This window comes from Streptomyces sp. NPDC093586, assembly GCF_044764905.1.
GTDB lineage: Bacteria > Actinomycetota > Actinomycetes > Streptomycetales > Streptomycetaceae > Streptomyces.
The window spans coordinates 107,710-132,719 of sequence record NZ_JBIWJA010000008.1 but is presented as its reverse complement, the minus strand read 5'-3'; the positions used below and the strand labels follow the sequence as shown (position 1 = coordinate 132,719).

Sequence of the window (25,010 nt, the reverse complement as noted above, 5' to 3'; positions counted from 1 at the left end):
CTCAATCGCCGGACGGGCTGGGTGGGCCGTTGCGGCCCCTTTCAAGCCCACCGAGTCGGGTGGTGGGTGGGCATAGGTCGGGGGGCTGGGGGCCGGAGCCCCAGCGAGGCCCGCACCAGCGCCGGGCGCGGACATGCGAAAGGGCCCCGAACCCAACTCGGGTTCGGGGCCCTCACACGCAAGGTCACGGCAACTGCGCGGCCCGCGCCTCCCGCCGGTTGTCACGGAAGTTGTTCACCCGCCGAGCCGTCGCGAACAGCGGGATCACCGCGCCCATCACCAGCTGCAGCGCACACCCCGTCTGCAGCAGCAGCTGCCCGCTCGGCGCGTCGAAGGCCCAGGCGGCCAGCAGGCCCATCGACAGGACGATCCACGACAGCATCGCCACCGCGAGGCGTCCCCGCGGCTTCGGGTACTCGACCCGGCTCACCATCAGCCACGCCGTCCCGATGATGGCCAGGAGCGTCGCCACGAAGGGCAGCTCCAGCAGCACGATCGAGACCACCGTCAGCGCGCCGAACGGCGACGGCATGCCCTGGAACGTGCCGTCCTTCACGGTGACGCAGGAGAATCTCGCGAGTCTCAGCACCACCGCCAGCAGCACCACGATCGCGCCCACCGCCGCGACCCGCTGGTACGCGTCGTGCGCGACCATCCCGTAGACCAGGACGAAGTACGCCGGCGCCAGCCCGAAGCTGATCAGGTCGGACAGGTTGTCCAGCTCGGCGCCCATCGGCGAGCTGCGCAGCTTGCGCGCCACGAGCCCGTCGAACAGGTCGAAGATCGCCGCGCACAGCATCAGGATGACCGCGGTGGCCGCGCTGTGCCGGGCCATGCCCGACTCCTCGCTGCCCGTCAGGTGCGGGATCAGGATGCCGGTGGTGGTGAAGTACACCGCCATGAAGCCGCACGTGGCGTTGCCGAGGGTGAGGGTGTCCGCTATCGACAGGCGAAGCGAGAGCGGCATCTCCTCGTCGTCGTCCACCTCGTCGGCCTCGGGCACCCAGCCGGCCTGGGTCTGTGGATCAATCACGGTCAATTCGAGTCACCCCAGCCACCGTCTTCTGCCCCACCTCGACCGCGACCTCCACGCCTTCCGGCAGGTACAGGTCGACGCGCGAGCCGAAGCGGATCAGACCGATCCGCTCACCCTGCTCGACCTTCGTGCCCTGGGGCAGGTAGGGAACGATGCGGCGGGCCACCGCGCCGGCGATCTGGATCATCTCGATGTCACCGAGCTCGGTGTCGAAGTGCCACACCACCCGCTCGTTGTTCTCGCTCTCCTTGTTGAAGGCGGGAACGAAACCACCGGGGATGTGCTCGACCGACGTCACCGTGCCCGACAGCGGGGCGCGGTTGACGTGGACATTGAGCGGGCTCATGAAGATCGCGACGCGGGTACGGCCGTCCTTCCACGGCATGATGCTCTGCACCACACCGTCGGCGGGCGAGATGACCCGGCCCTGGGTGATCTCGCGCTCGGGGTCGCGGAAGAACCACAGCATCCCCGCCGCGAGCGCGGTGGCGGGGACGGCGACGGCCTTGGCCGCGCCGGAACGGCGGGCGCGGAGCAGGCTGACGGCTGCGGTGGCGACGGTCGGCAGAAGCCACGGCGATGCTCCGCGCGCGAGGCGTACGCCGGCGAGGCTGTCGCGAGGTGCAGAGGTTTGGCTGTGGGGCATGGATGACCTTCGTAGCGGATGATGCCGCGCTCTGACGGGGGACGGCGGCTTTCCGGCGATCGTAGCGGCTATCAGCCGCAACTGGGTAAGGCCGGAAGCCGAGTCGGCGGCCGAACAGTGCCTACGGGGTGTGACCTTCTTCTCCAAGAAAACACCCCGTATCCGGACATCTAACCCTGGAATCGATACTCTTCGAGCAGCCTGCGACCGATGATCATTTTCTGGATCTCAGCGGTGCCTTCACCGATCAGCAGCATCGGAGCCTCGCGGTAGAGCCGCTCGATCTCGTACTCCTTGGAGAAGCCGTAGCCGCCGTGGATCCGGAAGGCGTCCTCCACGACCTCCTTGCAGTACTCGGAGGCGAGGTACTTGGCCATCCCCGCTTCCAGATCGTTTCGTTCACCCGAGTCCTTTTTGCGTGCAGCGTTGACCATCATCGCATGCGCCGCCTCCACCTTGGTAGCCATCTCGGCCAGCTTGAACTGGATGGCCTGGTGCTGGGCGATCTGCTTGCCGAAAGTATGGCGCTGCTGGGCGTACCGGACACCCAGCTCGAAGGCACGCTGAGCGACACCGCAGCCACGCGCCGCCACATTGACGCGCCCCACCTCGACGCCGTCCATCATTTGGTAAAAACCTCGGCCGGTGACCCCGCCGAGCACCCGGTCGGCCGGAACGCGCAGGCCGTCCATGATGAGCTCGGTCGTGTCGACGCCCTTGTAGCCCATCTTGTCGATCTTGCCGGGGATGGTGAGGCCGGGACGGACCTCGCCGAAGCCGGGCTCCTTCTCCACCAGGAAGGTCGTCATCGACTTGTGCGGGGCCGTTCCCTCGGGGTGGCCTTCGTCACTTCTGACGAGAACGGCCACCAGCGAGGACGTGCCGCCGTTCGTCAGCCACATCTTCTGGCCGTTCAGGACGTACTCGTCGCCGTCCCGCACCGCCTTCGAGGAGATCGCCGACACGTCGGAGCCGAGCGCCGGCTCCGACATGGAGAACGCGCCCCGGACGTCGCCGGCGGCCATGCGGGGCAGGAAGTGCTCCTTCTGCTCCCGCGTGCCGTGCTGCTTGAGCATGTACGCCACGATGAAGTGCGTGTTGATGATGCCCGACACCGACATCCAGCCGCGGGCGATCTCCTCCACGCACAGGGCGTACGTCAGGAGCGACTCGCCCAGGCCCCCGTACTCCTCCGGGATCATCAGGCCGAACAGGCCCAGCTCCTTCAGCCCGTCCACGATGTCCTGCGGGTACTCGTCCCGGTGCTCCAGCTCGGTCGCGACCGGGATGATCTCCTTGTCCACGAAGTCCCGGACGGTGGAGAGGATCTCCCGCTGGACGTCCGTGAGGCCGTGGGTCTGGGCGAGGCGGCTCATCTACTTCCCCTGTTCCTTCAGCTCGGGCCGGCCGGGCTGCTCGCCGCCGCGCTCCTTGATGTACGTCTCGGTGGGCACCATCACCTTGCGGCGGAAGACGCAGACCAGCGTGCCGTCCTGCTTGTGGCCCTTGGTCTCCACGTGGACGATGCCGCGGTCGTTCTTCGACTTCGACGGCCACTTGTCGAGCACGGTCGTCTGGCCGTAGATCGTGTCGCCGTGGAAGGTGGGTGCCACGTGCTTGAGCGACTCGATCTCCAGGTTGGCGATGGCCTTGCCGGAGATGTCCGGCACGGACATGCCCAGCAGGAGGGAGTAGACGTAGTTCCCGACCACCACGTTCTTGCCGAAGTCCGTCGTCTTCTCGGCGTAGTTCGTGTCCATGTGGAGCGGGTGGTGGTTCATGGTGAGGAGACAGAACAGGTGGTCGTCGTACTCCGTGACCGTCTTCCCGGGCCAGTGCTTGTACGTGGCCCCGACCTCGAACTCCTCGTAGGTGCGTCCGAACTGCATCGCGCTCAGGCCTCTCTAGTCGGTGGGCGTCTCGAACTTGCTGGTGCGCCGCATACCGGCCGCACGGCCCTTGCCCGCGATGACCAGGGCCATCTTGCGGCTGGCCTCGTCGATCATCTCGTCGCCGAGCATCGCCGAGCCCTTCTTGCCGCCGGCCTCGGACGTGCAGTACTCGTAGGCGTCCAGGATCAGCTCGGCGTGGTCGTAGTCCTCCTGCGAGGGCGAGAAGACCTCGTTGGCGGCGTCGACCTGGCCGGGGTGCAGCACCCACTTGCCGTCGAAGCCGAGCGCGGCGGCGCGGCCGGCGACCTCGCGGAAGCCGTCGACGTTGCGGATCTGGAGGTAGGGGCCGTCGATGGCCTGGAGGTCGTTGGCGCGGGCGGCCATCAGGATCTTCATCAGGATGTAGTGGTAGGCGTCCGCCGGGTAGCCGGGCGGCTGCTCGCCCACGACCAGCGACTTCATGTTGATGGACGCCATGAAGTCGGCCGGGCCGAAGATGATGGTCTCGATGCGCGGGCTGGCCTGCGCGATCTCGTTGACGTTGTTCAGACCCTGCGCGTTCTCGATCTGCGCCTCGATGCCGATGCGGCCGACCTCGAAGCCCATCGTCTTCTCGATCTGGGTGAGGAGGAGATCGAGCGCCACGACCTGCTGGGCGTTCTGCACCTTCGGCAGCATGATGCAGTCGAGGTTCGGGCCGGCGCCCTCGACGACGGTCACGACGTCGCGGTACGTCCACTCGGTGGTCCAGTCGTTGACGCGCACGACGCGGGTCTTGCCGGTCCAGTCGCCCTCGTTGAGGAACTTCACGATCGTGTGCCGGGCCTCGGGCTTGGCGAGCGGCGCGCAGGCGTCCTCCAGGTCCAGGAAGACCTGGTCGGCGGGGAGGCCCTGGGCCTTCTCCAGGAAGCGCGGGTTGCTTCCCGGGACCGCCAGGCAGGAGCGGCGGGGGCGAAGGCGGTCGACTGTCGTCATGCGGGGACCTCCAGGGGGTCGAGCTTGTTGGCGTTCCGGATCTCGTCGACGATCCGGCCGATGATGCCGGTGATGTCGAAGTCCTTCGGGGTGAAGACCGCGGCCACTCCAGCGGCCCGCAGCTCTTCGGCGTCACCGTTCGGGATGATGCCACCAGCGATCACCGGTATATCTGTGGCACCGGCCACACGGAGGCGTTCCAGCACGTCGGGGACGAGCTGGGCGTGCGAGCCGGACAGGATGGACAGGCCCACCGCGTGCACGTCCTCGGCGAGGGCGGCGTCCACGATCTGCTCGGGAGTGAGCCGGATGCCCTGGTAGACCACCTCGAACCCGGCGTCGCGGGCCCGCACGGCGATCTGCTCGGCGCCGTTGGAGTGGCCGTCCAGGCCCGGCTTGCCGACCAGGAACCGCAGCTTGCCGACACCGAGGTCACGGGCCGTCAGCTCCACCTTCCGGCGCACCTCGGACAGGGCCGAGCCCTCCTCGGCGGCGACCGCCACCGGCGCGGACGACACCCCGGTCGGCGCCCGGAACTCGCCGAACACCTCGCGCAGCGCCCCGGCCCACTCGCCGGTCGTGACACCGGCGCGGGCGCACTCCAGGGTGGCCTCCATGAGGTTGTCGGTGCCCTTGGCGGCCTCCTTCAGCCTCTCCAGCGCCTTGCAGGGACGCGGGTGGTTGAAGGGCGGCTGGTAGCGCGTGTCGCGCCAGTTCCGCAGGGAGGCGATGACGCGGGCCTCCACCGCCGGGTCGACCGTCTCGATCGCGGTGTCCAGGTCGGCGGTCAGCGGGTTGGGCTCGGTGCCCTGGAAGGCGTTGACACCGATGATCTTCTCCTCGCCCGACTCGATGCGGGCCCGGCGCTCGGCGTGCGAGGCGACCAGCTGCGACTTGAGGTAACCGGACTCGACGGCGGCCATCGCGCCGCCCATCTCCTGGATGCGCTCGATCTCGGCGAGCGACTCCCGGACCAGCTCGTCCACCTTCGCCTCGACCACCTTCGAGCCCTCGAAGAGGTCGTCGTACTCCAGCAGGTCGCTCTCGTAGGCCAGCACCTGCTGGATGCGCAGCGACCACTGCTGGTCCCAGGGGCGGGGCAGGCCGAGAGCCTCGTTCCAGGCCGGCAGCTGCACGGCGCGCGCGCGGGCGTCCTTGGAGAGGGTGACCGCCAGCATCTCCAGGACGATCCGCTGGACGTTGTTCTCCGGCTGGGCCTCGGTGAGACCGAGGGAGTTGACCTGGACGCCGTAGCGGAAGCGGCGGTGCTTGGGGTTCTCGATGCCGTACCGCTCACGAGTGATGCGGTCCCAGATCCGTCCGAAGGCCCGCATCTTGCACATCTCCTCGATGAAGCGGACGCCCGCGTTCACGAAGAAGGAGATGCGGCCGACGACGTCGCCCATGCGTTCCTGGGGCACCTGGCCGCTGTCGCGCACCGCGTCGAGCACGGCGATCGCGGTGGACATCGCGTACGCGATCTCCTGCACCGGCGTGGCGCCCGCCTCCTGCAGGTGGTAGCTGCAGATGTTGATCGGGTTCCACTTCGGCAGGTGGGAGACCGTGTACGCGATCATGTCCGTCGTCAGCCGGAGCGACGGTCCCGGCGGGAAGACGTGCGTCCCGCGGGACAGGTACTCCTTGACGATGTCGTTCTGGGTCGTGCCCTGGAGCTTGGTGAGGTCCGCGCCCTGCTCCTCGGCGACGACCTGGTAGAGCGCCAGCAGCCACATGGCCGTGGCGTTGATGGTCATCGAGGTGTTCATCTGCTCCAGGGGGATGTCCTGGAACAGCCGGCGCATGTCACCGAGGTGCGCGACCGGCACGCCGACCCGGCCGACCTCGCCGCGGGCGAGGACGTGGTCGGAGTCGTACCCGGTCTGGGTCGGCAGGTCGAAGGCGACCGACAGACCCGTCTGGCCCTTGGCGAGGTTGCGCCGGTACAGCTCGTTGGACGCCTCGGCCGTGGAGTGACCGGCGTACGTGCGCATGAGCCACGGCCGGTCCTTCTCCCGCTTGCCCTCAGCGGGCTGACGCTCAGTCATGCGGCGCTCCTCAGACGTTCCGGAAGCGGTTGATGGCGTCGAGGTGCCGGGCGCGCATCTCCTCGTCGCGCACGCCCAGGCCCTCCTCCGGGGCCAGGCACAGCACCCCGACCTTGCCCTGGTGGAGGTTGCGGTGGACGTCGTACGCCGCCTGGCCGGTGTCCTCCAGGGAGTACACCTTGGAGAGCGTGGGGTGGATCTTTCCCTTGGCGATGAGGCGGTTGGCCTCCCATGCCTCGCGGTAGTTGGCGAAGTGGGAGCCGATGATGCGCTTCAGCGACATCCACAGGTAGCGGTTGTCGTACTCGTGCATGTAGCCCGAGGTCGAGGCGCACGTGGTGATGGTGCCGCCCTTGCGGGTGACGTAGACGGAGGCGCCGAAGGTCTCGCGGCCGGGGTGCTCGAAGACGATGTCGATGTCCTCGCCGCCGGTGAACTCGCGGATGCGCTTGCCGAAGCGCTTCCACTCCTTCGGGTCCTGGGTGTTCTCGTCCTTCCAGAACCGGTAGTCCTCGGCGTTGCGGTCGATGATGTGCTCGGCGCCCATCGACCGGCAGATGTCCGCCTTCTGCTCGCTGGAGACGACGCAGATCGGGGTGGCGCCGCCGGCCAGCGCGAACTGGGTGGCGTAGGAGCCGAGGCCGCCGCTCGCGCCCCAGATCAGGACGTTGTCGCCCTGCTTCATCTGGGCGCCGTTGCGGGAGACCAGCTGGCGGTAGGCGGTGGAGTTGACCAGGCCCGGGGCCGCGGCCTCCTCCCAGCTGAGGTGGCCCGGCTTGGGCATCAGCTGGTTGGACTTGACCAGCGCGATCTCGGCGAGACCGCCGAAGTTGGTCTCGAAGCCCCAGATGCGCTGCTCGGGGTCGAGCATCGTGTCGTTGTGGCCGTCGGACGACTCCAGCTCCACGGAGAGGCAGTGCGCGACGACCTCGTCGCCGGGCCGCCAGGCGTTGACGCCCGGGCCGGTGCGCAGGACGACGCCGGCCAGGTCGGAACCGATGATGTGGTACGGCAGGTCGTGGCGCTTGGCCAGCTCGCTGGTGCGGCCGTAGCGCTCCAGGAAGCCGAACGTCGACAGCGGCTCGAAGATCGAGGTCCACACCGAGTTGTAGTTGACCGAGGAGGCCATGACGGCCACCAGGGCCTCGCCCGGGCCCAGCTCGGGCAGCGGCACCTCGTCGAGGTGGATCGACTTGCGCGGGTCCTTGGCGCGGGTCTCCATGCCCGCGAACATCTCGGTCTCGTCCTTGTGCACGGTGATCGCGCGGTACGACTCGGGGAGCGGCAGTGCGGCGATGTCGGCCGGCGTGGATTCGGGCGACTGGATCGCGTCCAGGATGTCCTTCACGGTCACGGTGTTGCCTCCGGCGGTGAGCGCCCTGAGGGAGGGGCGCCGATGGGTACGTCGGTGCTGCAGAGGGTCGGTGAAAGTGCCTGTGACGCAGGCGCCGGGCGCGCAGGGGATGGGTGCGGGGACAGCCCGGACACCTTCAACGTATGACACCGCGTGTCACCCCGCAAGGCACTGAGTGCCAGAAACTGCACTCAGATGAAATCTTTACGTAACAGATGAGCGATGATCGATCGAACGGGGTCCCGCAAGGGGTGGAAAAGGGGCGCCGACCTGCAAAAACGGCCACCCGGTGGGTGGCCGTCGTCACAGAGCGGAAGGGACGTCGTGGAGGGGAAGAGGCGGCTCAGCGCTCCTTGAGCGTCTGCTCGATGGTGCGCATGATCTCGTGCAGCGGGGCGTCGGTGCGGGCGATCGTCACCAGCACCTCGCCCTCCACGGAGGCCGCGGAGGACGCCGGCCGCGAGGACGCCGTACCGCGCCCGGCGCCGATGCCCGTGCCGAACGTCTTGCGCACGATCGCGAAGGCGTGGTCGAGCTGCGCCTCCACGTCGCCCTGACCGCCCGCCCGCAGCCAGCGCCGCAGGACGTGGTTGTGGGCGGTGACCACGGCGGACGCGGCGACCTCCGCCAGCAGCGGGTCGTCGTTGGCGTCGTCGTCGTGCGCGTGCTCGTCGAAGTGGCCGAGCAGATAGCGGGTGAAGAGGCGCTCGTAGCGGGCCACCGACGCGATCTCCGCCTCGCGCAGGGTGGGCACCTCGCGCGTCAGCTTGTAGCGGGCGACCGAGATCTCCGGCCGGGCCGCGTACATCTTCATGACTTCCTTGATGCCGCGGCACACCGTGTCGAGCGGATGCTCGTGCGCCGGCGCCGCGTTGAGCACGGCCTCGGCGCGGACCAGGGTGTCGTCGTGGTCCGGGAAGATCGCCTCTTCCTTGGAGCGGAAGTGACGGAAGAAGGTACGGCGGGCGACGCCGGCCGCGGCCGCGATCTCGTCGACGGTGGTCGCCTCGTACCCCTTGGTCGCGAACAGCTCCATCGCCGCGGCCGCCAGTTCCCGGCGCATTTTGAGCCGCTGGGCGGCGGCTCGGCTGCCGGCCGCGCTCTCCGGCGCGTCGGGCGTAGCTGGTGTACGTGAGGACTTGGCGGGCTGGGACATGAACCGAACGTACTGCATGTGCGCAGCTTGATGCGCATGACCGGGGATTCCCCCGCCCGCCGGGGGCGGGGGAGACCCGGCCGGACCGAGCAGTCCGCCCCAGTCCTCCTCGGACCGGAACCGGTCGCCGGGACCGGGCTCAGCGGCGGGCATGCTCGCGGAAGCCGCGGCCCGTCTTGCGGCCGAGGCAGCCCGCGGCCACCAGGTGCTCCAGCAGCGGCGCCGGCGCCAGCCCCGGGTCGCGGAACTCGCGGTGCAGCACCTTCTCGATGGCCAGCGACACGTCCAGCCCGACCACGTCCAGCAGCTCGAAGGGGCCCATCGGATAGCCGCCGCCCAGCTTCATCGCCGCGTCGATGTCGTCGAGCGTCGCGTAGTGCTCCTGCACCATCTTCACCGCGTTGTTGAGGTACGGGAACAGCAGCGCGTTCACGATGAACCCGGCCCGGTCGCCGCAGTCCACGGCGTGCTTGCGGACCTCGGCGCACACCTCGCGGACGGTGGCGTGCACGTCGTCCGCCGTGAGCACGGTGCGGACCACCTCGACCAGTTTCATCGCGGGCGCCGGGTTGAAGAAGTGCATGCCGATCACGTCCTGCGGGCGCGAGGTGGCGCGGGCGCAGGCGACGACGGGCAGGGACGAGGTGGTGGTGGCCAGCACCGCGCCGGGCTTGCAGACCTTGTCCAGCGTGGCGAACAGCTGCCGCTTGACCTCCAGGTCCTCCGCGACCGCCTCCACGGCCAGCTCGACGTCGGCGAAGTCGTCGTACGTCCCCGTCGGCGTGATCCGCTCCAGCGTCTCGGCGGCGGCCTCGGCGGTGAGCCTGCCCTTGTCGACGCCGCGTGCCAGGGACGTGCCGATGCGGGCCTTGGCCGTCCGCGCCTTCTCCGCGCTGCGGGCGGCGAGGACGACCTCGTACCCGGCCTTGGCGAACACCTCCGCGATGCCGGACGCCATGGTGCCCGAACCCGCGACGCCTACGGAGCGCACGGGACGGCCCGCGACCGGGGTCCGGCTCGCGCGCGGGGTCAGGGCGTCCGGCACGACGACCGCGCTGCCGGGCGCCTCGTACGTGTAGAAGCCGCGCCCCGCCTTGCGGCCGGTCAGACCGGCCTCGCTGAGCTGCTTCAGGATGGGCGCGGGGGCCTGCAGACGATCGTGGGAGGCGGAGTACATGGCCTCCAGGACCGTGCGCGCGGTGTCCACGCCGATCAGGTCCAGCAGCGCCAGCGGACCCATCGGCAGCCCGCAGCCGAGCCGCATCGCGGCGTCGATGTCCTCGCGGGAGGCGTAGTTCGCCTCGTACATCGCCGCGGCCTGGTTGAGGTACCCGAACAGCAGCCCGTCGGCCACGAAACCGGGCCGGTCGCCCACCGCGACGGGCTCCTTGCCGAGGTCCAGCGCGAGATCGGTGACCGCCGTGACGGCGGCCGGCGCCGTCAGCACCGAGGAGACGACCTCGACCAGCCTCATCGCCGGTGCCGGGTTGAAGAAGTGCAGGCCCAGCACCCGCTCCGGACGGGCCGAATCGGCGGCCAGCCGCGTCACCGACAGCGCGTTGGTGCCGGTCGCCAGGATCGTCTCGGGACGCACGATCCCGTCCAGCTCCCGGAAGATCTGCTGCTTGATCTCGTACGACTCCGGCGCCACCTCGATGACGAGGTCGGCGTCGGCCGCGGCCCGCAGGTCGGTGGCGGTACGGACCCGGGCGAGGGCGTCGGCGCGCTCCCGCCCGGTCAGGCGTCCGCGCTCCACGGCACGGGCGGTGGACGCCTCCAGCGCGGCGACGGCCTTCGCCGTCTGCGCCTCGCCGACGTCGATGCCGACCACGTCACGGCCGGCCCGGGCCAGGACCTCGGCGATGCCGGTGCCCATCGTGCCGAGGCCGACGACGGCGACGGTGCGGAGCGGGGACAGAGGGGTGTCGGACAGGGGAGCGGCCATCGCGGGACTCCAGGAATGAGGGTGACGACGGAACGCCCGGGCGCGCCGAGCGGCGCACCGGGTGCGTACGGAGTGGAGCGTGCGGAGCGCGGGTGTCGCCGGGCTGCCGGCGCACACGTCCGGTGCCGTCCGCAGGGCGTGCACACGCCCGGGCGGCGGCGGGGTCCGACCGGCCCTGTCCCGAGGCCGGGTCGCACTGCGGTGCCCGAGGCACCGAACCGACTGAACTGCCCTCACGAAGGCCGCGTCACCAGACCGTCGTGAGGAGTGCTGCGGGTGGGTGACCCGCTCGTCTGAGATTAACTCGCGGGTAACGAGCGCGCCAGCCCCCGGTGTTCGTGATGTAGGTCCCACACCGCGAGTGACCCGCCTAACCTCGGTGACATGGACGAAGAGGTGCGATCGCTCACGGAACGCTTACGGACCGAGGCGGCGGCCTCCGGCGCACCGGACGCCGTGGCGGTGTTCGGCCGGCTCGCGGCGACCGGGGACCGCGACGAACTGGCCGCGGTGCTCACCGAGCCCGGACAGCCGCTGTGGACCCGGGAGCTGGCCGCGTTCCGGCTGGGGCTGGCGGGGGACGGGCGGGCCTTCGAGTCCCTCGTGCTGCTCCTCAACCACCGCGACCCACCGCGCTGCGCCTCGGCCGCCCACGCCCTCGCCCGGCTCGGCGACCCGCGCACCGCCCGCGCCGCCGCAGCCCTCGCCACCAACGAACTGCGCGTCGCCTACGCCCTGCACCCGGTGCGCCTGCTGGTGGAGCTGCGCGCCCCGGAGGCGGTGCCCGCGCTGATCACCACCCTGCGGCGCCGGCTGCACCCGCACGACCCGTACCGGCGCGTGGCGCTGGCCTGCGTCGAAGGGCTCGGCGCGCTCGGCGACGAACGGGCCGCGCCCGTGCTGAAGGACGCCCTCGCCCACCCGGCCCTGGCCGAGGCGGCGGTACGGGCGCTGGCGCGGATCCCGGGACAGCGGTGAACCGCCGGCCGGTGCGCGCCGTCAGCCGGTGAGCGACCTGACGTACCGCACCTCGGGCACCGCGATCCCGTCCACGTCGGACGACTCCACGGCGCCGTCGGCCCGGAAGCCGGCCCGCTCGTAGAAACGCCGGGCGCGGGCGTTGCCCTCGAGCACCCACAGCAGCATGCGCGGGTGCCCGGCGGCGGCGCACCGGCGTACCGACTCCCGGAGCAGGGCCTGCCCGGTACCACTGCCGAAACGCCCGGTGTCGACGTATATCGCGTACAACTCGGCGTCGTCGGTGCGCACTTCGCCGTCCCGGTACGGCCCGTGGCAGGCCCAGCCGACGACGTCGCCGGAGCCGTCCTCCGCGACCAGGTTCACCAGCCCTGCCGGGGCCCGGGCGAAGAGGGCGCGGCGCCGCTCGGCGTCCTCGGTGACACTGAGTCCGTCGAGATACGGCTGCGGCATCAGTCCCCGGTACGCCGACTGCCGGCCCCGGATGCGGATCTCGGACACACGGTCGCAGTCGGCGAGCGTCATCTCCCGCACGCGCGGCCCGCTCACGGGGCGATGACCGCGAACGCCTCGATCTCCATCAGGAACTCGGGCCGCACCAGCGAGGCGACCTGCACCGCCGAGGCGGCCGGCAGCCGGTCGTCGGGTATGTGCTCGGCGCGCGCCGCGCGGATCGCGGGCATGTGCGCCATGTCCGTGACGAAGTAGGTCAGTTTCACCACGTCGTCGAAGCCGGCGCCGGCCGCGGCCAGGCAGCGCCGCAGGTTCTCGAAGACCTGGCGGGCCTGGGCCGTGGCGTCGCCCTCGCCGACGAGCTTGCCGTCCTCGTCCAGCGCGAGCTGGCCGGAGACGGCCACGAACCGTCCCGTGCCGAGGACGACGTGACTGTACTGGGTGGCGGGGGCGACACCGTCGGGCGCGGAGATCCTGGTCGGTTCACTCATGCCCCCATGGTGGACCACGGCACTGACAGTGTCCCCGACGGCCCGTCAGGAGGCTCGGGGCGCCGGGGCCCGGGCCGCTCAGCCCCGGAAGCCGAGCAGGCCGTGCAGCGTGGAGCCGCGTGAGGACGTCGACGCCGCCTTCGACTCCAGCGGTTTCGGGTCGGGCAGCGTCGCGCACACGGCGTCGGCCTCGCCGTCGCCGCGCGGCACGGTGCCGTCGGTCAGATAGGCGGCCAGGTGCCCGTCCAGACAGGCGTTCCCGCTCAGCGTGATGCCGTGGTTGCCGCCGCCCTCCTCGACGACCAGGCTGGAGCCGCGCAGCAGCCGGTGCATCGTGACACCGCCCTCGTACGGGGTGGCCGCGTCCCCCGTCGCCTGGAGGATCAGCGCCGGCGGCAGCTGCTGGTTGGCGACGTCCACCGGCTGCCGCGAGTCCGTCGGCCAGAAGGCGCACGGCGCGTTGTACCAGGCGTTGTGCCAGGTCATGAACGGCGCCTTCCCGTGCGCATCCCAGTTGTCCTCGCGCCACCGGTCCCAGTCGCGCGGCCAGCGGGCGTCGCGGCACTGCACCGAGGTGTAGACGCTGTAGCCGTTGTCGTCGGAGGCGTCCTGGGCGCCGAAGTTCTCGTACGCCTCGACGAGCGGGCCGGTGTTCCCGTCGTTCACGTACGCCGCGAACGCCTCCGCCAGGTAGGGCCAGTAGCCGTTGTAGTAGCCGCCCGGCACGAAGGTGTCCTCCAGCTCCGCGGCACCCACCCTGCCACCGGCCGGACTCTTCGCGAGCGCCGTCCGCATCGCGTACCACGCGGCCTCGATCCGCTCCGGGTCGGTGCCGAGCCCGTACGCCGAGTGGTTCTTCGCGATCCAGGCCAGGAAGGCGCGGTGGCGGTCGTTGAAGGCGTGGTCCTGGTTGAGGTTGGCGTCGTACCAGACGTCGGCCGGGTCGACGACCGAGTCCAGGACCAGGCGCCGTACCCGCTCCGGGTAGAGCTTGGCGTAGACGGCGCCCAGGTAGGTGCCGTAGGAGTAGCCGAAGTAGTTGATCTTCTCCGAGCCGAGCGCCGCGCGGATCGCGTCGACGTCCCGCGCGGCGTCGACGGTGTCGATGTGGGGCAGGACGTCCGCGTACTTCTTGCCGCAGGCCTGGGCGAAGGACTTCGCGCGGGTGAGGTTGGCCTGCTCGACGGCCGGCGAGGACGGCACGGAGTCGGGGCGCACCGCGTCGAAGTGACCCGGCCGGCAGTCCAGGGCCGGCTCGCTCCTGCCGACGCCCCTCGGGTCGAAGCCGATGACGTCGTACCGGGCGGCCACCTCCTTGGGCAGCGAGGACGCCACGAACCCGGCGAGCGTCAGACCGCTGCCGCCGGGGCCACCGGGGTTGACCAGCAGCGGGCCCTGGTAGGTCTTCGCGGTGTGCGGGACACGGGACAGCGCCAGGGTGATCCGCTTCCCGCCCGGGCGGGCGTGGTCGAGCGGCACCGTGAGCGACGCACACTGCAGTGCCGGGTAGTCGGCCGTCCCGCACGCCTTCCAGTCGATCCCCGCGGCGCGCGGAGGGTTCGCGGGCAGCGGGGCGCCGGCCTCGGCGGGGACGGCCGCGAAGGCGCCGGCCGCGATGACGGCGGCACCGCACAGCACGGCTGCGCGTTGTCTCATGGAGTCCTCCCAGGACGGAGAGGCTGCGGCCCGCGTCGGTCGCGGTCCTCGCCGCATCGTCCCGGCAAGCACCCTCACGGGAACGCGTTCTGACCGCATGTGACCCGATTGGGCCGCCGGATGCCCTCGAATGCCCGCGCGCCGGTGGCCTTCTGGCCGGATGCCGCCCACCCTGCCGGCCATCCGGGTGTCCCGGGGGCAAGGCCGTGGAGAACCGGCTCCACTTCGACGTCAGCCCGATCGACGGCAGCACCGACGACGAGGTGACCGGACTGCTCGGCCTCGGCGGCACCAGAACGGATGTGGGCCAGGGCCCGGACCGGAGCTGGGTGGTCATGTCCGACCCCGGGGGCAGCGAGTTCTGCGTCCTGCGCACCCTGGCCTCGGACGGTTGACCGCTTGCGGGACGTGACGCCGGTGACACGGGCCGCCGCCGGGGAAACCACGGTGCCCCGACGGGGGCCGGTCGGGTAGCGTGCGGGCCATGTCGAGTCCTGAGTCGGACGAGGTGGGGGCTTTCGGTCACGCCGTCAGCCCCCTGAACCACTGAGCCCACAGCCCTGTCGTCGCGCCGCGTTCCGCGGTGGGACGAGCGTGCGCCGGGGGCCGGCCGCGGTGACGAGAAGACCTTCTCGTGCCTCTCCTCACCCCGGAGCCACTCGATGCCTCTCCCGCTGTACCTCCTCGCCCTGGCGGTCTTCGCCATGGGCACCTCGGAGTTCATGCTCGCCGGCCTCCTGCCGGACATCGCCTCGGATCTCGACGTCACGGTCGGAACAGCCGGCCTCCTCACCTCGGCCTTCGCGATCGGCATGGTCGTCGGCGCCCCCCTGGTGGCCGCGCTCGCCCGAGGCTGGCCCAGGCACGCCGGCCTTCTCGGGTTCGTCCTCGCCTTCGCGGCGGCGCACGCCGTGGGTGCCGTCACCACGAGCTTCCCCGTCCTGTTCGCCACCCGGGTCGTCGCCGCGCTCGCGAACGCGGGGTTCCTCGCCGTCGCCCTGACGGCTGCCGCCACGCTGGTCCCTCCCGACAGGAAGGGACGCGCGCTGGCCGTGCTGCTGTCCGGCACGACGGTGGCCATGATCGCCGGTGTCCCCGGCGGGTCGGTGCTCGGCACACTGCTCGGCTGGCGGGCGGCGTTCTGGGCCGTCGCCGCTCTCTGCCTGCCCGCGGCCCTCGGCATCCTGAAGGGGATCCCGGCGGGACGCGACGAGGACGAGGCGGCGGACAGGCCGGCCCTGCGGACGGAGCTCGCCCAGCTCGCCGGGCCGCGGCTGGTCCTGGTGATGCTGCTCGGCGCGCTGGTGAACGCGGCGACGTTCGGGAGCCTCACCTTCCTGGCCCCCGTGGTGACCGGTACCGCCGGGCTGGGCGAGCTGTGGGTCTCCGTGGCCCTGGTGCTCTTCGGCGCCGGCTCCTTCGCGGGCGTCACCGTCGCCGGCCGGCTGTCCGACCGGCGTCCCGGCCCGGTCATCGCGGTCGGCGGTCCGCCGCTGCTCGTCGGCTGGCCGGCCCTGGCGGTGCTGGCCGACGAGCCGGTCGCCCTGTTCCTCCTCGTGTTCGTGCAGGGAGCACTGTCGTTCGCGCTGGGCGGCACACTGATCGCGAGGGTCCTCCACGAGGCCGCGGGAGCCCCCGCCATGGCCGGTTCGTACGCGACGGCGGCGCTCAACGCCGGCGCCGCCACCGGCCCTCTCGTCGCCGCGACCACCCTCGGCGGCGCGGCCGGGGACCTGGGGCCGCTCTGGGCGAGCGGACTCCTCGTCGCGGTCGCGCTGCTCATCGCGTTCCCGCTCCGCACCGCCATCGCGGCCGAGCGGAGCACCGAGGAGTTCCGGTAGGCCACACGCGTTCCTGGTCCCCCGTCGTCTACTCCGCCGCCACGATGCGCTCCACCGCGGCCGCGACCAGGTGTTCGCGCTCCGCCTCCGTGAAGACGTCCGGCAGGGTGAGCTGCTCGACGATCAGCCAGTTCAGCGTCAGTATGAGCAGCTTGACGGCCGTGGCGTCGCCGGGGAGGCCGGAAGCCTCGTGGTAGGCGACGTTGGCGTCGACGTCGGCCCGGACCCGCTCGGTGAGCACCTTGCGCAGTCCGGGGCGGCGGGTGGCCTCGAGGCGGAGTTCCAGCAGTGCGAGGTAACCGGTGCGGAAGGAGGCGATGCGGCCGACGAGTTCGCGCATCAGCTCGGCGTAGGTCTCCCGGTCGCGGCCGGCCGCCCGCTGGCGGGCGATCGTGGCCTCGTCGGGCTGGAGCCGCTCGTACACCCGGGCGCCCGCCTGGGTGAACAGGTCGTCCCGGTTGGCGAAGTAGTTGGACGCCGTGCCGACGGGAACGGCGGCCTCGGCATCCACGGCCCGGAACGTCAGGCCGCGGGCGCCTTCCCGGGCCAGCACCTCGATCACCGCGTCGACGAGGGCCGCGCGCCGCCGGTCGTTCCGTCTCACCATTGACACCACTCCAGATGCAGTACTACGTTCAAACCACTTCAGTCAGAGTGCTACGTGTGGGGGTTCACTGTGCGAAAGCTCGTCTATTACGTCGGCGTCTCGCTCGACGGCCGCATCGCCGGCCCCGGCGGCGAGTTCGACTTCTTCCCGCAGGGCGACGAGCGGCAGGCCGCCGCCTACTCGACCTGGGTGAACGCGCTGTACCCGGACACCGTCCCGACCGCCTACCGTGTGGCCTGCGGAGTCGCCGACACGCCCAACCGGCGCTTCGACACCGCCGTCATGGGCCTCGGTACCTACCGACCCGCCCTCGACGACGGCATCACCAGCCCGTACGCGCACCTGCGCCAGTACGTGGTGTCCAGCACCCTCGAGCCGGACATCGACCCTGCCGTCACCGTCGTGCCGGACGACCCGCTGGCCCTCGTCCGCGAGCTCAAGCGCGAGGTGGGCACCGACCTGGACGTCTGGCTCTGCGGGGGCGGTCGGCTCGCGGGCACGCTGCTGCCCGAGATCGACGAACTGCTGATCAAGACCTATCCGGTCGTCGCCGGTACCGGGATCCCGGTGGTCGACGGTGCCTTCGATCCCACGGTCTTCGACGTCGCCGAGCGCACCGCCTTCCCCAGCGGGCTCACGCTCACCCGTCTCACCCGCAGCCGGCCCCTCACATGAGCGAAAGCTGCACCGGCTCCGTCGTGGAGGGCGTGTCCGCCGGCTCCGCCCGCTCGATCCGCCGCGGAGTTCCCGGGAGCGTCGGCCCGATGCCGTACTCCTGGGCCAGGGCGTGCACCTGGCCGGTGATCCGGCGCTGATACCACTTCGGGGCGTAGGCGCCCTCCGCGTACAGGCGTCGGTAGCGGCGTACCAGGTGCGGATGGTGCTGTCCGAGCCAGGCCATGAACCATTCCCGGGCCCCTGGGCGCAGATGCAGGACCAGGGGCGTCACCGATGTGGCGCCGGCCGCGGCGATGGCGCGGACCGTGGCGCGGAGCTGTGCCGGCTCGTCGCCGAGGAAGGGGACGACCGGCGCCATCAGCACCCCGCAGCCGATGCCGTGCTCGCCCAGTGTCCGTACGACGTCCAGCCGGCGTTCCGGCGCGGGCGCGCCCGGCTCCACCGTGCGCCACAGTTCGGGGTCGGTGAAGCCGACCGAGACGGAGATGCCCACGTCCGTCACCCGCGCCGCCCGGGTCAGCAGGTCCAGGTCGCGCAGGACCAGCGTGCCCTTGGTGAGGATCGAGAAGGGGTTCGCGCGCTCGGCCAGGGCCGTGATGATGCCCGGCATGAGGCGGTAGCGGCCCTCGGCGCGCTGGTAGCAGTCGACGTTGGTGCCCATGGCCACGTGCTCGCCCTGCCAGCGCCGGGAGGCCAGCTGGCGGCGCAGCAGTTCGGGGGCGTTCACCTTGACGACGATCTGCGAGTCGAAACCGAGGCCCGTGTCGAGGTCCAGGTAGCTGTGCGACTTGCGCGCGAAGCAGTACACACACGCGTGCGAGCACCCCCGGTACGGGTTCACCGTCCATTCGAACGGCATCCGCGAGGCGCCCGGCACCCGGTTGAGGATCGAGCGGGCCCGCACCTCGTGGAAGGTGATGCCGCGGAACTCGGGGGTGTCGACGGTGCGGGTGACCACCGCGTCCGCGCCGAACAGCGCGGGGTCCGCGGCCGGGGCGTGGTCGGAGTCCGTGAGGTTCTCCCAGCGCATGACGCCTCCTCGGTAGCACTCCGCACAGAATAGAACACGTGTTCCCTTGATCGTGCGGGTGAAGTCGCGCGGGGCCGGTTCGCGCCCCCCGATTTGGTGGCCGGGCGGTGGGGTGGTTGGCTTGCCCCGATCCCGAGAACCAGCCCTGGAGGAACCCGATGGCGCAGGTCGAGGCCACGACGGAGCGGATCGTCGCCGCGGACGCGGAGACGGTGTTCGACACCCTCGCCGACTACAGCGGCACGCGCGAGAAGCTGCTCCCCGAGCACTTCAGCGAGTACGAGGTCCGCGAGGGCGGTGACGGCGAGGGCACCCTCGTCCACTGGAAGCTCCAGGCCACCAGCAAGCGCATCCGCGACTGCCTGCTGGAGGTCAGCGAACCGAGCGACGGCGAGCTCGTCGAGAAGGATCGCAACTCCTCCATGGTCACCACCTGGCGGGTCACCCCGGCCGGTGAGGGCAGGTCCCGGGTCGTGGTCACCAGCACCTGGAAGGGCGCCGGCGGCATCGGCGGCTTCTTCGAGAAGACCTTCGCGCCCAAGGGGCTCGGCCGGATCTACGACGCGATGCTCGCCAAGCTCGCCGCCGAGGTGGAGAAGTAGCCAACACGCCTGCCAGGCAGGGGTGTTGGCGGTCTCACCGGTTCGAGTGATCCTCGACCGATCGCGCCGTACGCCGTAACTTGCCGCACTTGCTCGTAGTTGTCGCCTCCGGTGGCAAAAGTGAGCAGGTGCGACGAGGGGAGCGGGACATGGGCGGGATCACTCTGGTGCAGGACGAGCCGGTCGCCGCACCGCCCCCGACGGCGTCCGAGGCGCCCGCTCCCGGACCGGAGCGGGACGCCGCGCTCAGCCCGCGCCGGGTGCGGCTGGTCTTCGTCGGACTGATGCTGGCGCTGCTGCTCGCCGCGCTGGAGCAGATGATCGTCGCCACGGCGCTGCCGAAGATCGTCGGCGAGCTGCACGGCCTGGACAAGATGTCCTGGGCGATCACCGCCTACCTGCTCACCTCCACCGTCGGACTGCCGATCTACGGCAAGCTCGGCGACCTCTTCGGCCGCAAGGGCGTCTTCCAGTTCGCCATCCTGGTCTTCGTCATCGGCTCGGCCCTCGCCGGGCGCGCGCAGACCATGGACCAGCTGATCGCCTTCCGCGCCGTGCAGGGCGTCGGCGCCGGCGGCCTGATGATCGGCGTGCAGGCGATCATCGCCGACATCGTGCCGCCCAGGGAACGCGGCCGGTTCATGGGACTGATCGGCGCCGCCTTCGGACTCGCCTCGGTCGCCGGCCCCCTGCTGGGCGGTTACTTCACCGACCACCTCTCCTGGCGCTGGTGCTTCTACATCAACGTGCCCTTCGGCCTCGTCACCATGGCCGTCGTCGCCGTCGTCCTGAAACTGCCCAGGCCCCGCGTCAAGCCCCGCCTGGACTTCCTCGGCGCCCTGCTGCTCGCCGCCGCCTCCACCTGCCTGGTGCTGCTCACCAGCTGGGGCGGCACCGAGTACGCGTGGGACTCGACGGTCATCCTCGGCCTGGCCGCCGGCGCGGTCGCGACGACCGTCCTCTTCCTGGTCGCCGAGCGCTTCGCACCCGAACCGCTGATCCCGCTGCGGCTGTTCCGTGACTCCGTCTTCAACGTCACCGCGCTGGTCGGCCTCGTCGTCGGCGTCGCCCTGTTCGGCGCCGCCAGCTACCTGCCGACCTTCCTGCAGATGGTCGACGGCGCCACCGCCACCGAGTCCGGCCTGCTGATGCTCCCCATGATGGGCGGCATCGTCGGCGCGTCGATCGTCTCCGGACAGCTCATCAGCCGCACCGGCCGCTACCGGATCTACCCCCTCCTCGGCGGGGCGCTGTCCGTTCTCGGCATGTGGCTGCTCTCCCGGCTCGACATCGACACGCCGCGGTTGCACTACAGCGTCTGGATGGCCGTCCTCGGCGCCGGCATCGGCATGGTGATGCCGGTCCTGGTCCTCGCCGTGCAGAACTCCGTACGCCCCGCCGACCTCGGCACCGCCACCAGCGCCAACAACTACTTCCGGCAGATCGGCGGCAGCGTCGGAGCCGCCATCTTCGGCACCCTCTTCGCGGGCCGGCTCACCGACGCCCTGGCAGACCGCCTGCCCGCCGGTGCCGGACTGCCCGACGCCGAGTCCATCACCCCGCAACTCGTCCACACCCTGCCCCCGGCGCTGCGCGACGCCTACATCGGGGCGTACGCCGACGCCATGCCGCGCATCTTCCTGTACCTGGTGCCGGTACTCGTCCTCGGCCTGCTCATCGCCTTCTTCCTCAAGGAGAAACCACTGGTGTCCCACAACGCCCCCGTCACCGAGCCCGAGACCGCACAGCCCACCGCCCAGGTCCCCCAGGCCCGTTCGCCGTACACCGCCGGGGTCCCCGTCTGCGGCACGGTGCAGCACCCCGACGGCACCGTGGTGCCCCGCGCCGCGCTCACCCTGATCGACGTCGGCGGGCAGCAGATCGGCCGCGGCGCCAGCGGCGAGGACGGGAGGTACGCGCTGGCCACGCCCGGCTCCGGGTCGTACGTCCTGATCGCCGCCGCCGGCGGCCACCAGCCGCAGGCGGTCTCCGTGACCGTGGGTGAGCGTCCGGTCGAGCTGGACGTGGTCCTCGGCGGTGCCGGGCGCCTGGCCGGCAGCGTCGTCACCGCCGACGGCAGCCCCGTCCGGGACGCGATCGTCACCCTCACCAACGTCCACGGCGAGGTCGTGGCCACCACCCGCAGCGCCCGCGAGGGCGGTTACGTCATCACCGAGCTGGTGGCCGGCGAGTACACCCTCGCCGCCAGCGCGCCCGCCTTCCGGCCGGCCGCCCTGCCGGTCAGCGTCCAGGCCGCCCGCGAGACCCGGCAGGACGTCGAGCTGGCCGGCGGGGCCGTCCTGCGCGGCACCGTGCGGGCCGGCGGCGGACGGGCCGTGGAGGACGCCCGCGTGACGCTCCTCGACGCCGCCGGGAACGTCGTGGACACGCTGACGACCGGCCCCGACGGCACCTTCCGCTTCGTCGACCTGTCGTCCGGCGAGTACACGGTCATCGCCGCGGGCTACCCGCCCGTCGCCACCGTCCTCCAGGTGGCGGGCGGCGGCCGCACCGAACGCGACCTCCAGCTCGGACACGAGGACTGACACCCGCGTCCAGCCGTGTGCCGGCCTGCCGGGGGTGGGGGACGGGCTGAGCCCGCCCCCCACCGGCTGGTGAACCCGCTCCCTTCCCCCCGCCCGGCGGGGAGCGGTGCTGTGCGGCCTTGCGGTGGTGGTGCCGGGACGGGGATCATGGGCCGGTGCCGGGACAGCGGAAGCGGAGACGCGCGGAACGGGACGCGAGCCGGCGCACGGCCGTTCGCGCCGATCCGGACACGGGCCACTGGGACGTCCTCTTCGAGACGCAGGACGAGCGGCAGTGGCATGCTCACCTTCGCGCTCTGCGCGCGGGGGAGGAGCGGATCGACTGGGCGGCGACCCGGATCGACACGCTGTGCGGACGCCTGTCGCAGCCGACCACCTACCGGTTGAGCGTGTTCGTGCGTTCCGCGTGAGCCGGAGCGGGAGAGGTCCATCAGGTGTACCGGGAGTTCCTGACCCCTGACGACGATGAAGTCCACGAGGTCCTCGGTGAATGGCCCTCCTCGGACGAGGACGGGGTGCGGACGCTCGCTTTCCGGGACGTTTCCGGGCGGACGCTCGTCTTCTCCTACGACGTGCCGACGAGGTCGGTCAGGCTCCGCTGGACGGACGAGCGGGGCGCGGAGTTGCTGGACGTCTACCGTGAGGGCGCGACGCGGCTGTCCGTCTCCGGCGGGGGACCGGCCGCCCACCTCTCCGTCGACTTCCACACGGGCGAGTGCGCGGGCGTCATGGACATCCGGGTGACACCGCGTCTGTCGGTGCGGGACCGCCTCCTGTTCCAGTAGGAGCGGCCGCCGAACCGTCGTTCCGGCGCGCGGCCACCGGTCCGGACCGCCGGCAGTTGTCCACAGGTCTGGCAGAGGCGGCCGGGCACCGCGTACGGTTTCGAGCCATGAAGATCCTCATCAGCGCCGACATGGAGGGCGCCACCGGTGTCACCTGGCCGGCCGACGTGCTCCCGGGCACTCCGCAGTGGGAGCGGTGCCGGTCGATGTTCACCTCGGACGTGAACGCCGCCGTGCAGGGCTTCTTCGACGGCGGCGCCGACGAGGTGCTCGTGAACGAGGCCCACTGGACCATGCGCAACCTGCTGCTGGAGCGGCTCGACGAGCGCACGCAGATGCTCACCGGACGGCACAAGGCCCTGTCCATGGTCGAGGGCGTGCAGCAGGGGGACGTCGACGGCATCGCCTTCATCGGCTACCACGCCGGCGCCGGCATGGAGGGCGTCCTCGCGCACACCTACCTCGCCAACCAGATCACCGGAGTGTGGCTGAACGACGTACGGGCCAGCGAGGGCCTGCTCAACGCCCATGTCGTCGCCGAGTACGGGGTGCCGGTCGTCCTGGTCACCGGGGACGACGTGGCCTGCGAGGACGCGCTCGGCTACGCGCCCGGGGCGCTGAAGGTCGCGGTCAAGGACCATGTCTCGCGGTACGCGGCCGTGTGCCGCACCCCGGCCAGGACCGCCTCCGACATCCGCGCCGCGGCCAAGGAGGCGGCGGCGCTCGCGGTGCGGCACGAGCCGGTGAGCGGCGGTCCGTTCACCGTCGCCGTCGAGTTCGACGCCGAGCACCTGGCGGACGCCGCGACCGTCGTGCCGGGCGTGGCCCGCGTCGGGGAGCGGAAGGTGGCGTACACCCACGACACCATGTTCGAGGCGATCCGTACCTTCAAGGCGGTCACCACGATCGCCTCGGCCGCGGTGGAGGAGCAGTATGGCTGAGCGGCTCGAGAGCAGCAGGTCCGTGGACACGTCGGCGAGCACGGACGCGCAGGCGCTGGACGAGGTCGTCCGGTTCACCTCCGACCTCATCCGCATCGACACCACCAACCGCGGCGGCGGCGACTGCCGGGAACGCCCCGCCGCCGAGTACGCCGCCGAGCGGCTCGCCGAGGCCGGGATCGAGCCCACCCTGCTGGAGCGCACCGCGGGCCGCACCAACGTCGTCGCCCGGATCGAGGGCACCGACCCGTCCGCCGACGCGCTGCTCGTCCACGGTCACCTGGACGTGGTGCCCGCCGAGGCCGCCGACTGGAGCGTCGACCCGTTCTCCGGGGAGATCCGCGACGGCGTCGTCTGGGGACGCGGCGCGGTCGACATGAAGAACATGGACGCGATGATCCTCGCCGTCGCCCGCACCTGGGCCCGTCAGGGCGTCCGGCCCCGGCGGGACGTCGTGATCGCGTTCACCGCCGACGAGGAGGCCAGCGCCGAGGACGGCTCCGGCTTCCTCGCCGACCGGCACGCCGCCCTGTTCGAGGGCTGCACCGAGGGCGTCAGCGAGTCAGGGGCGTTCACCTTCCACGACGGCGCCGGCCGGCAGATCTACCCGATCGCCGCGGGCGAGCGCGGCACCGGCTGGCTCAAGCTCACCGCACGCGGCCGGGCCGGACACGGCTCCAAGGTGAACCGGGAGAACGCGGTCACCCGGCTCGCCGCGGCGATCACCCGGATCGGCGAGCACGAGTGGCCGCTGCGCCTGACCCCGACCGTCAGCGCCGCCCTCACCGAACTCGCCGCCCTGTACGGCATCGACACCGATCTGCGTGACGTCGACGCCCTGCTGGACAAGCTCGGACCGGCCGCGGGACTGGTCGAGGCCACCGTCCGCAACAGCAGCAACCCGACCATGCTGGACGCCGGGTACAAGCTCAACGTCATCCCCGGCCAGGCCGTGGCGTACGTCGACGGGCGGTTCCTGTACGGCTGCGAGGACGAGTTCCGCGCCACCCTCGACCGGCTCACCGGGCCGGACGTGGACTGGGAGTTCGCCCACCGCGAGGTCGCCCTGCAGGCGCCGGTGGACTCGCCGACGTACGCGAGGATGCGCGCCGCCGTCGAGGAGTTCGCCCCCGAGGGGCACGTCGTGCCGTACTGCATGTCCGGCGGCACGGACGCCAAGCAGTTCTCGCGGCTCGGCATCACCGGCTACGGGTTCGCGCCGCTGAAGCTGCCGGAGGGCTTCGACTACCAGGCCCTCTTCCACGGCGTCGACGAACGCGTCCCCGTCGAGGCGCTGCACTTCGGCGTCCGCGTCCTCGACCGGTTCCTGCGCACGGCCTAGCGCGCCCGCCC

The 25,010-nt window shown here is 71.3% G+C and carries 24 protein-coding genes; 10 read left to right on the top strand and 14 right to left on the bottom strand.

The window, feature by feature from the left end; all coding sequences use genetic code 11:
• Positions 1-184: 184 nt before the first annotated feature.
• The 9 genes from pssA to ACIRFH_RS11785 form a co-directional block, all read right to left on the bottom strand.
• Positions 185-1,003 carry a CDP-diacylglycerol--serine O-phosphatidyltransferase gene (gene pssA, locus ACIRFH_RS11825; protein WP_403519512.1) on the bottom strand — a complete coding sequence of 273 codons (819 nt, stop codon included), beginning with the start codon at positions 1,001-1,003 and terminating at the stop codon, positions 185-187.
• A 22-nt stretch (positions 1,004-1,025) separates the two neighbouring features.
• The gene (locus tag ACIRFH_RS11820; RefSeq protein WP_403519511.1) at positions 1,026-1,682 is read right to left on the bottom strand and encodes a phosphatidylserine decarboxylase; all 657 of its coding nucleotides are present in this window, start codon (positions 1,680-1,682) and stop codon (positions 1,026-1,028) included.
• 170 nt (positions 1,683-1,852) lie between these two features.
• Positions 1,853-3,058 (bottom strand): acyl-CoA dehydrogenase family protein, encoded by a 1,206-nt coding sequence (locus tag ACIRFH_RS11815; protein WP_403519366.1) that lies wholly within the window; start codon positions 3,056-3,058, stop codon positions 1,853-1,855.
• Complete coding sequence (locus ACIRFH_RS11810) at positions 3,059-3,571, bottom strand: MaoC family dehydratase (RefSeq protein WP_403519364.1); 513 nt, start codon at positions 3,569-3,571, stop codon at positions 3,059-3,061. It abuts the gene before it with no gap.
• Between the two features lie 15 nt (positions 3,572-3,586).
• Positions 3,587-4,549: an HpcH/HpaI aldolase/citrate lyase family protein gene (locus ACIRFH_RS11805; protein ID WP_403519362.1), complete on the bottom strand. Its 963-nt coding sequence runs from the start codon at positions 4,547-4,549 to the stop codon at positions 3,587-3,589.
• Positions 4,546-6,594 carry a protein meaA gene (locus ACIRFH_RS11800; protein ID WP_403519360.1) on the bottom strand — a complete coding sequence of 683 codons (2,049 nt, stop codon included), beginning with the start codon at positions 6,592-6,594 and terminating at the stop codon, positions 4,546-4,548. Before ACIRFH_RS11800 ends, ACIRFH_RS11805 begins: the two co-directional genes overlap by 4 nt.
• A 10-nt stretch (positions 6,595-6,604) precedes the next feature.
• Complete coding sequence (gene ccrA, locus ACIRFH_RS11795) at positions 6,605-7,948, bottom strand: crotonyl-CoA carboxylase/reductase (protein ID WP_403519358.1); 1,344 nt, start codon at positions 7,946-7,948, stop codon at positions 6,605-6,607.
• 343 nt (positions 7,949-8,291) lie between these two features.
• Positions 8,292-9,104, bottom strand: a complete 813-nt coding sequence (locus ACIRFH_RS11790) for a TetR family transcriptional regulator (RefSeq protein WP_403519509.1) — start codon at positions 9,102-9,104, stop codon at positions 8,292-8,294.
• A gap of 139 nt (positions 9,105-9,243) precedes the next feature.
• Positions 9,244-11,049 carry a 3-hydroxyacyl-CoA dehydrogenase family protein gene (locus ACIRFH_RS11785; protein ID WP_403519356.1) on the bottom strand — a complete coding sequence of 602 codons (1,806 nt, stop codon included), beginning with the start codon at positions 11,047-11,049 and terminating at the stop codon, positions 9,244-9,246.
• 384 nt (positions 11,050-11,433) lie between these two features.
• On the opposite strand from ACIRFH_RS11785, the gene ACIRFH_RS11780 reads away from it, so the two are divergent.
• Entirely contained in the window at positions 11,434-12,027 is a 594-nt protein-coding gene (locus ACIRFH_RS11780) for an adenylosuccinate lyase (protein WP_403519354.1), read from the top strand.
• 21 nt (positions 12,028-12,048) lie between these two features.
• Here ACIRFH_RS11780 and ACIRFH_RS11775 read toward each other — a convergent pair whose 3' ends face one another.
• The 3 genes from ACIRFH_RS11775 to ACIRFH_RS11765 form a co-directional block, all read right to left on the bottom strand.
• Positions 12,049-12,576: a GNAT family N-acetyltransferase gene (locus ACIRFH_RS11775; RefSeq protein WP_403519353.1), complete on the bottom strand. Its 528-nt coding sequence runs from the start codon at positions 12,574-12,576 to the stop codon at positions 12,049-12,051.
• Positions 12,573-12,971 (bottom strand): RidA family protein, encoded by a 399-nt coding sequence (locus ACIRFH_RS11770; protein ID WP_403519351.1) that lies wholly within the window; start codon positions 12,969-12,971, stop codon positions 12,573-12,575. The genes ACIRFH_RS11775 and ACIRFH_RS11770 overlap by 4 nt, the downstream gene beginning before the upstream one ends.
• Before the next feature lie 78 nt (positions 12,972-13,049).
• Positions 13,050-14,627, bottom strand: a complete 1,578-nt coding sequence (locus ACIRFH_RS11765; protein WP_403519349.1) for an alpha/beta hydrolase — start codon at positions 14,625-14,627, stop codon at positions 13,050-13,052.
• On the opposite strand from ACIRFH_RS11765, the gene ACIRFH_RS11760 reads away from it, so the two are divergent.
• Positions 14,612-15,022 carry a VOC family protein gene (locus tag ACIRFH_RS11760; protein ID WP_403519507.1) on the top strand — a complete coding sequence of 137 codons (411 nt, stop codon included), beginning with the start codon at positions 14,612-14,614 and terminating at the stop codon, positions 15,020-15,022. The two genes, ACIRFH_RS11765 and ACIRFH_RS11760, sit on opposite strands and share 16 nt — an antisense overlap.
• Positions 15,023-15,289: 267 nt before the next feature.
• Complete coding sequence (locus ACIRFH_RS11755) at positions 15,290-16,468, top strand: Cmx/CmrA family chloramphenicol efflux MFS transporter (protein ID WP_403519347.1); 1,179 nt, start codon at positions 15,290-15,292, stop codon at positions 16,466-16,468.
• Between the two features lie 28 nt (positions 16,469-16,496).
• Here ACIRFH_RS11755 and ACIRFH_RS11750 read toward each other — a convergent pair whose 3' ends face one another.
• A complete protein-coding gene (locus ACIRFH_RS11750; RefSeq protein WP_403519345.1) occupies positions 16,497-17,075 on the bottom strand; it encodes a TetR/AcrR family transcriptional regulator in 579 nt (192 codons plus the stop codon).
• Positions 17,076-17,144: 69 nt separating this feature from the next.
• Here ACIRFH_RS11750 and ACIRFH_RS11745 point away from each other — a divergent pair, with 69 nt between their 5' ends.
• Positions 17,145-17,750 carry a dihydrofolate reductase family protein gene (locus ACIRFH_RS11745; protein ID WP_403519343.1) on the top strand — a complete coding sequence of 202 codons (606 nt, stop codon included), beginning with the start codon at positions 17,145-17,147 and terminating at the stop codon, positions 17,748-17,750.
• Here ACIRFH_RS11745 and ACIRFH_RS11740 read toward each other — a convergent pair.
• Positions 17,743-18,783 (bottom strand): Rv2578c family radical SAM protein, encoded by a 1,041-nt coding sequence (locus tag ACIRFH_RS11740; protein ID WP_403519341.1) that lies wholly within the window; start codon positions 18,781-18,783, stop codon positions 17,743-17,745. The genes ACIRFH_RS11745 and ACIRFH_RS11740 overlap by 8 nt on opposite strands.
• A gap of 158 nt (positions 18,784-18,941) precedes the next feature.
• On the opposite strand from ACIRFH_RS11740, the gene ACIRFH_RS11735 reads away from it, so the two are divergent.
• The 6 genes from ACIRFH_RS11735 to ACIRFH_RS11710 all read left to right on the top strand — a co-directional run bounded on the left by ACIRFH_RS11735 (position 18,942) and on the right by ACIRFH_RS11710 (position 24,999).
• Positions 18,942-19,385 (top strand): SRPBCC family protein, encoded by a 444-nt coding sequence (locus ACIRFH_RS11735; protein WP_403519339.1) that lies wholly within the window; start codon positions 18,942-18,944, stop codon positions 19,383-19,385.
• A gap of 149 nt (positions 19,386-19,534) precedes the next feature.
• On the top strand, positions 19,535-21,931 hold the full coding sequence (locus ACIRFH_RS11730; protein ID WP_403519337.1) for an MFS transporter: 2,397 nt from the start codon (positions 19,535-19,537) through the stop codon (positions 21,929-21,931).
• A 155-nt stretch (positions 21,932-22,086) separates the two neighbouring features.
• On the top strand, positions 22,087-22,341 hold the full coding sequence (locus tag ACIRFH_RS11725) for a hypothetical protein (RefSeq protein WP_403519335.1): 255 nt from the start codon (positions 22,087-22,089) through the stop codon (positions 22,339-22,341).
• A gap of 24 nt (positions 22,342-22,365) precedes the next feature.
• On the top strand, positions 22,366-22,716 hold the full coding sequence (locus ACIRFH_RS11720) for a hypothetical protein (protein WP_403519333.1): 351 nt from the start codon (positions 22,366-22,368) through the stop codon (positions 22,714-22,716).
• Between the two features lie 107 nt (positions 22,717-22,823).
• Complete coding sequence (locus tag ACIRFH_RS11715) at positions 22,824-23,657, top strand: M55 family metallopeptidase (protein WP_403519331.1); 834 nt, start codon at positions 22,824-22,826, stop codon at positions 23,655-23,657.
• A complete protein-coding gene (locus tag ACIRFH_RS11710) occupies positions 23,650-24,999 on the top strand; it encodes a M20/M25/M40 family metallo-hydrolase (RefSeq protein ID WP_403519329.1) in 1,350 nt (449 codons plus the stop codon). Before ACIRFH_RS11715 ends, ACIRFH_RS11710 begins: the two co-directional genes overlap by 8 nt.
• Positions 25,000-25,010 lie beyond the last annotated feature (11 nt).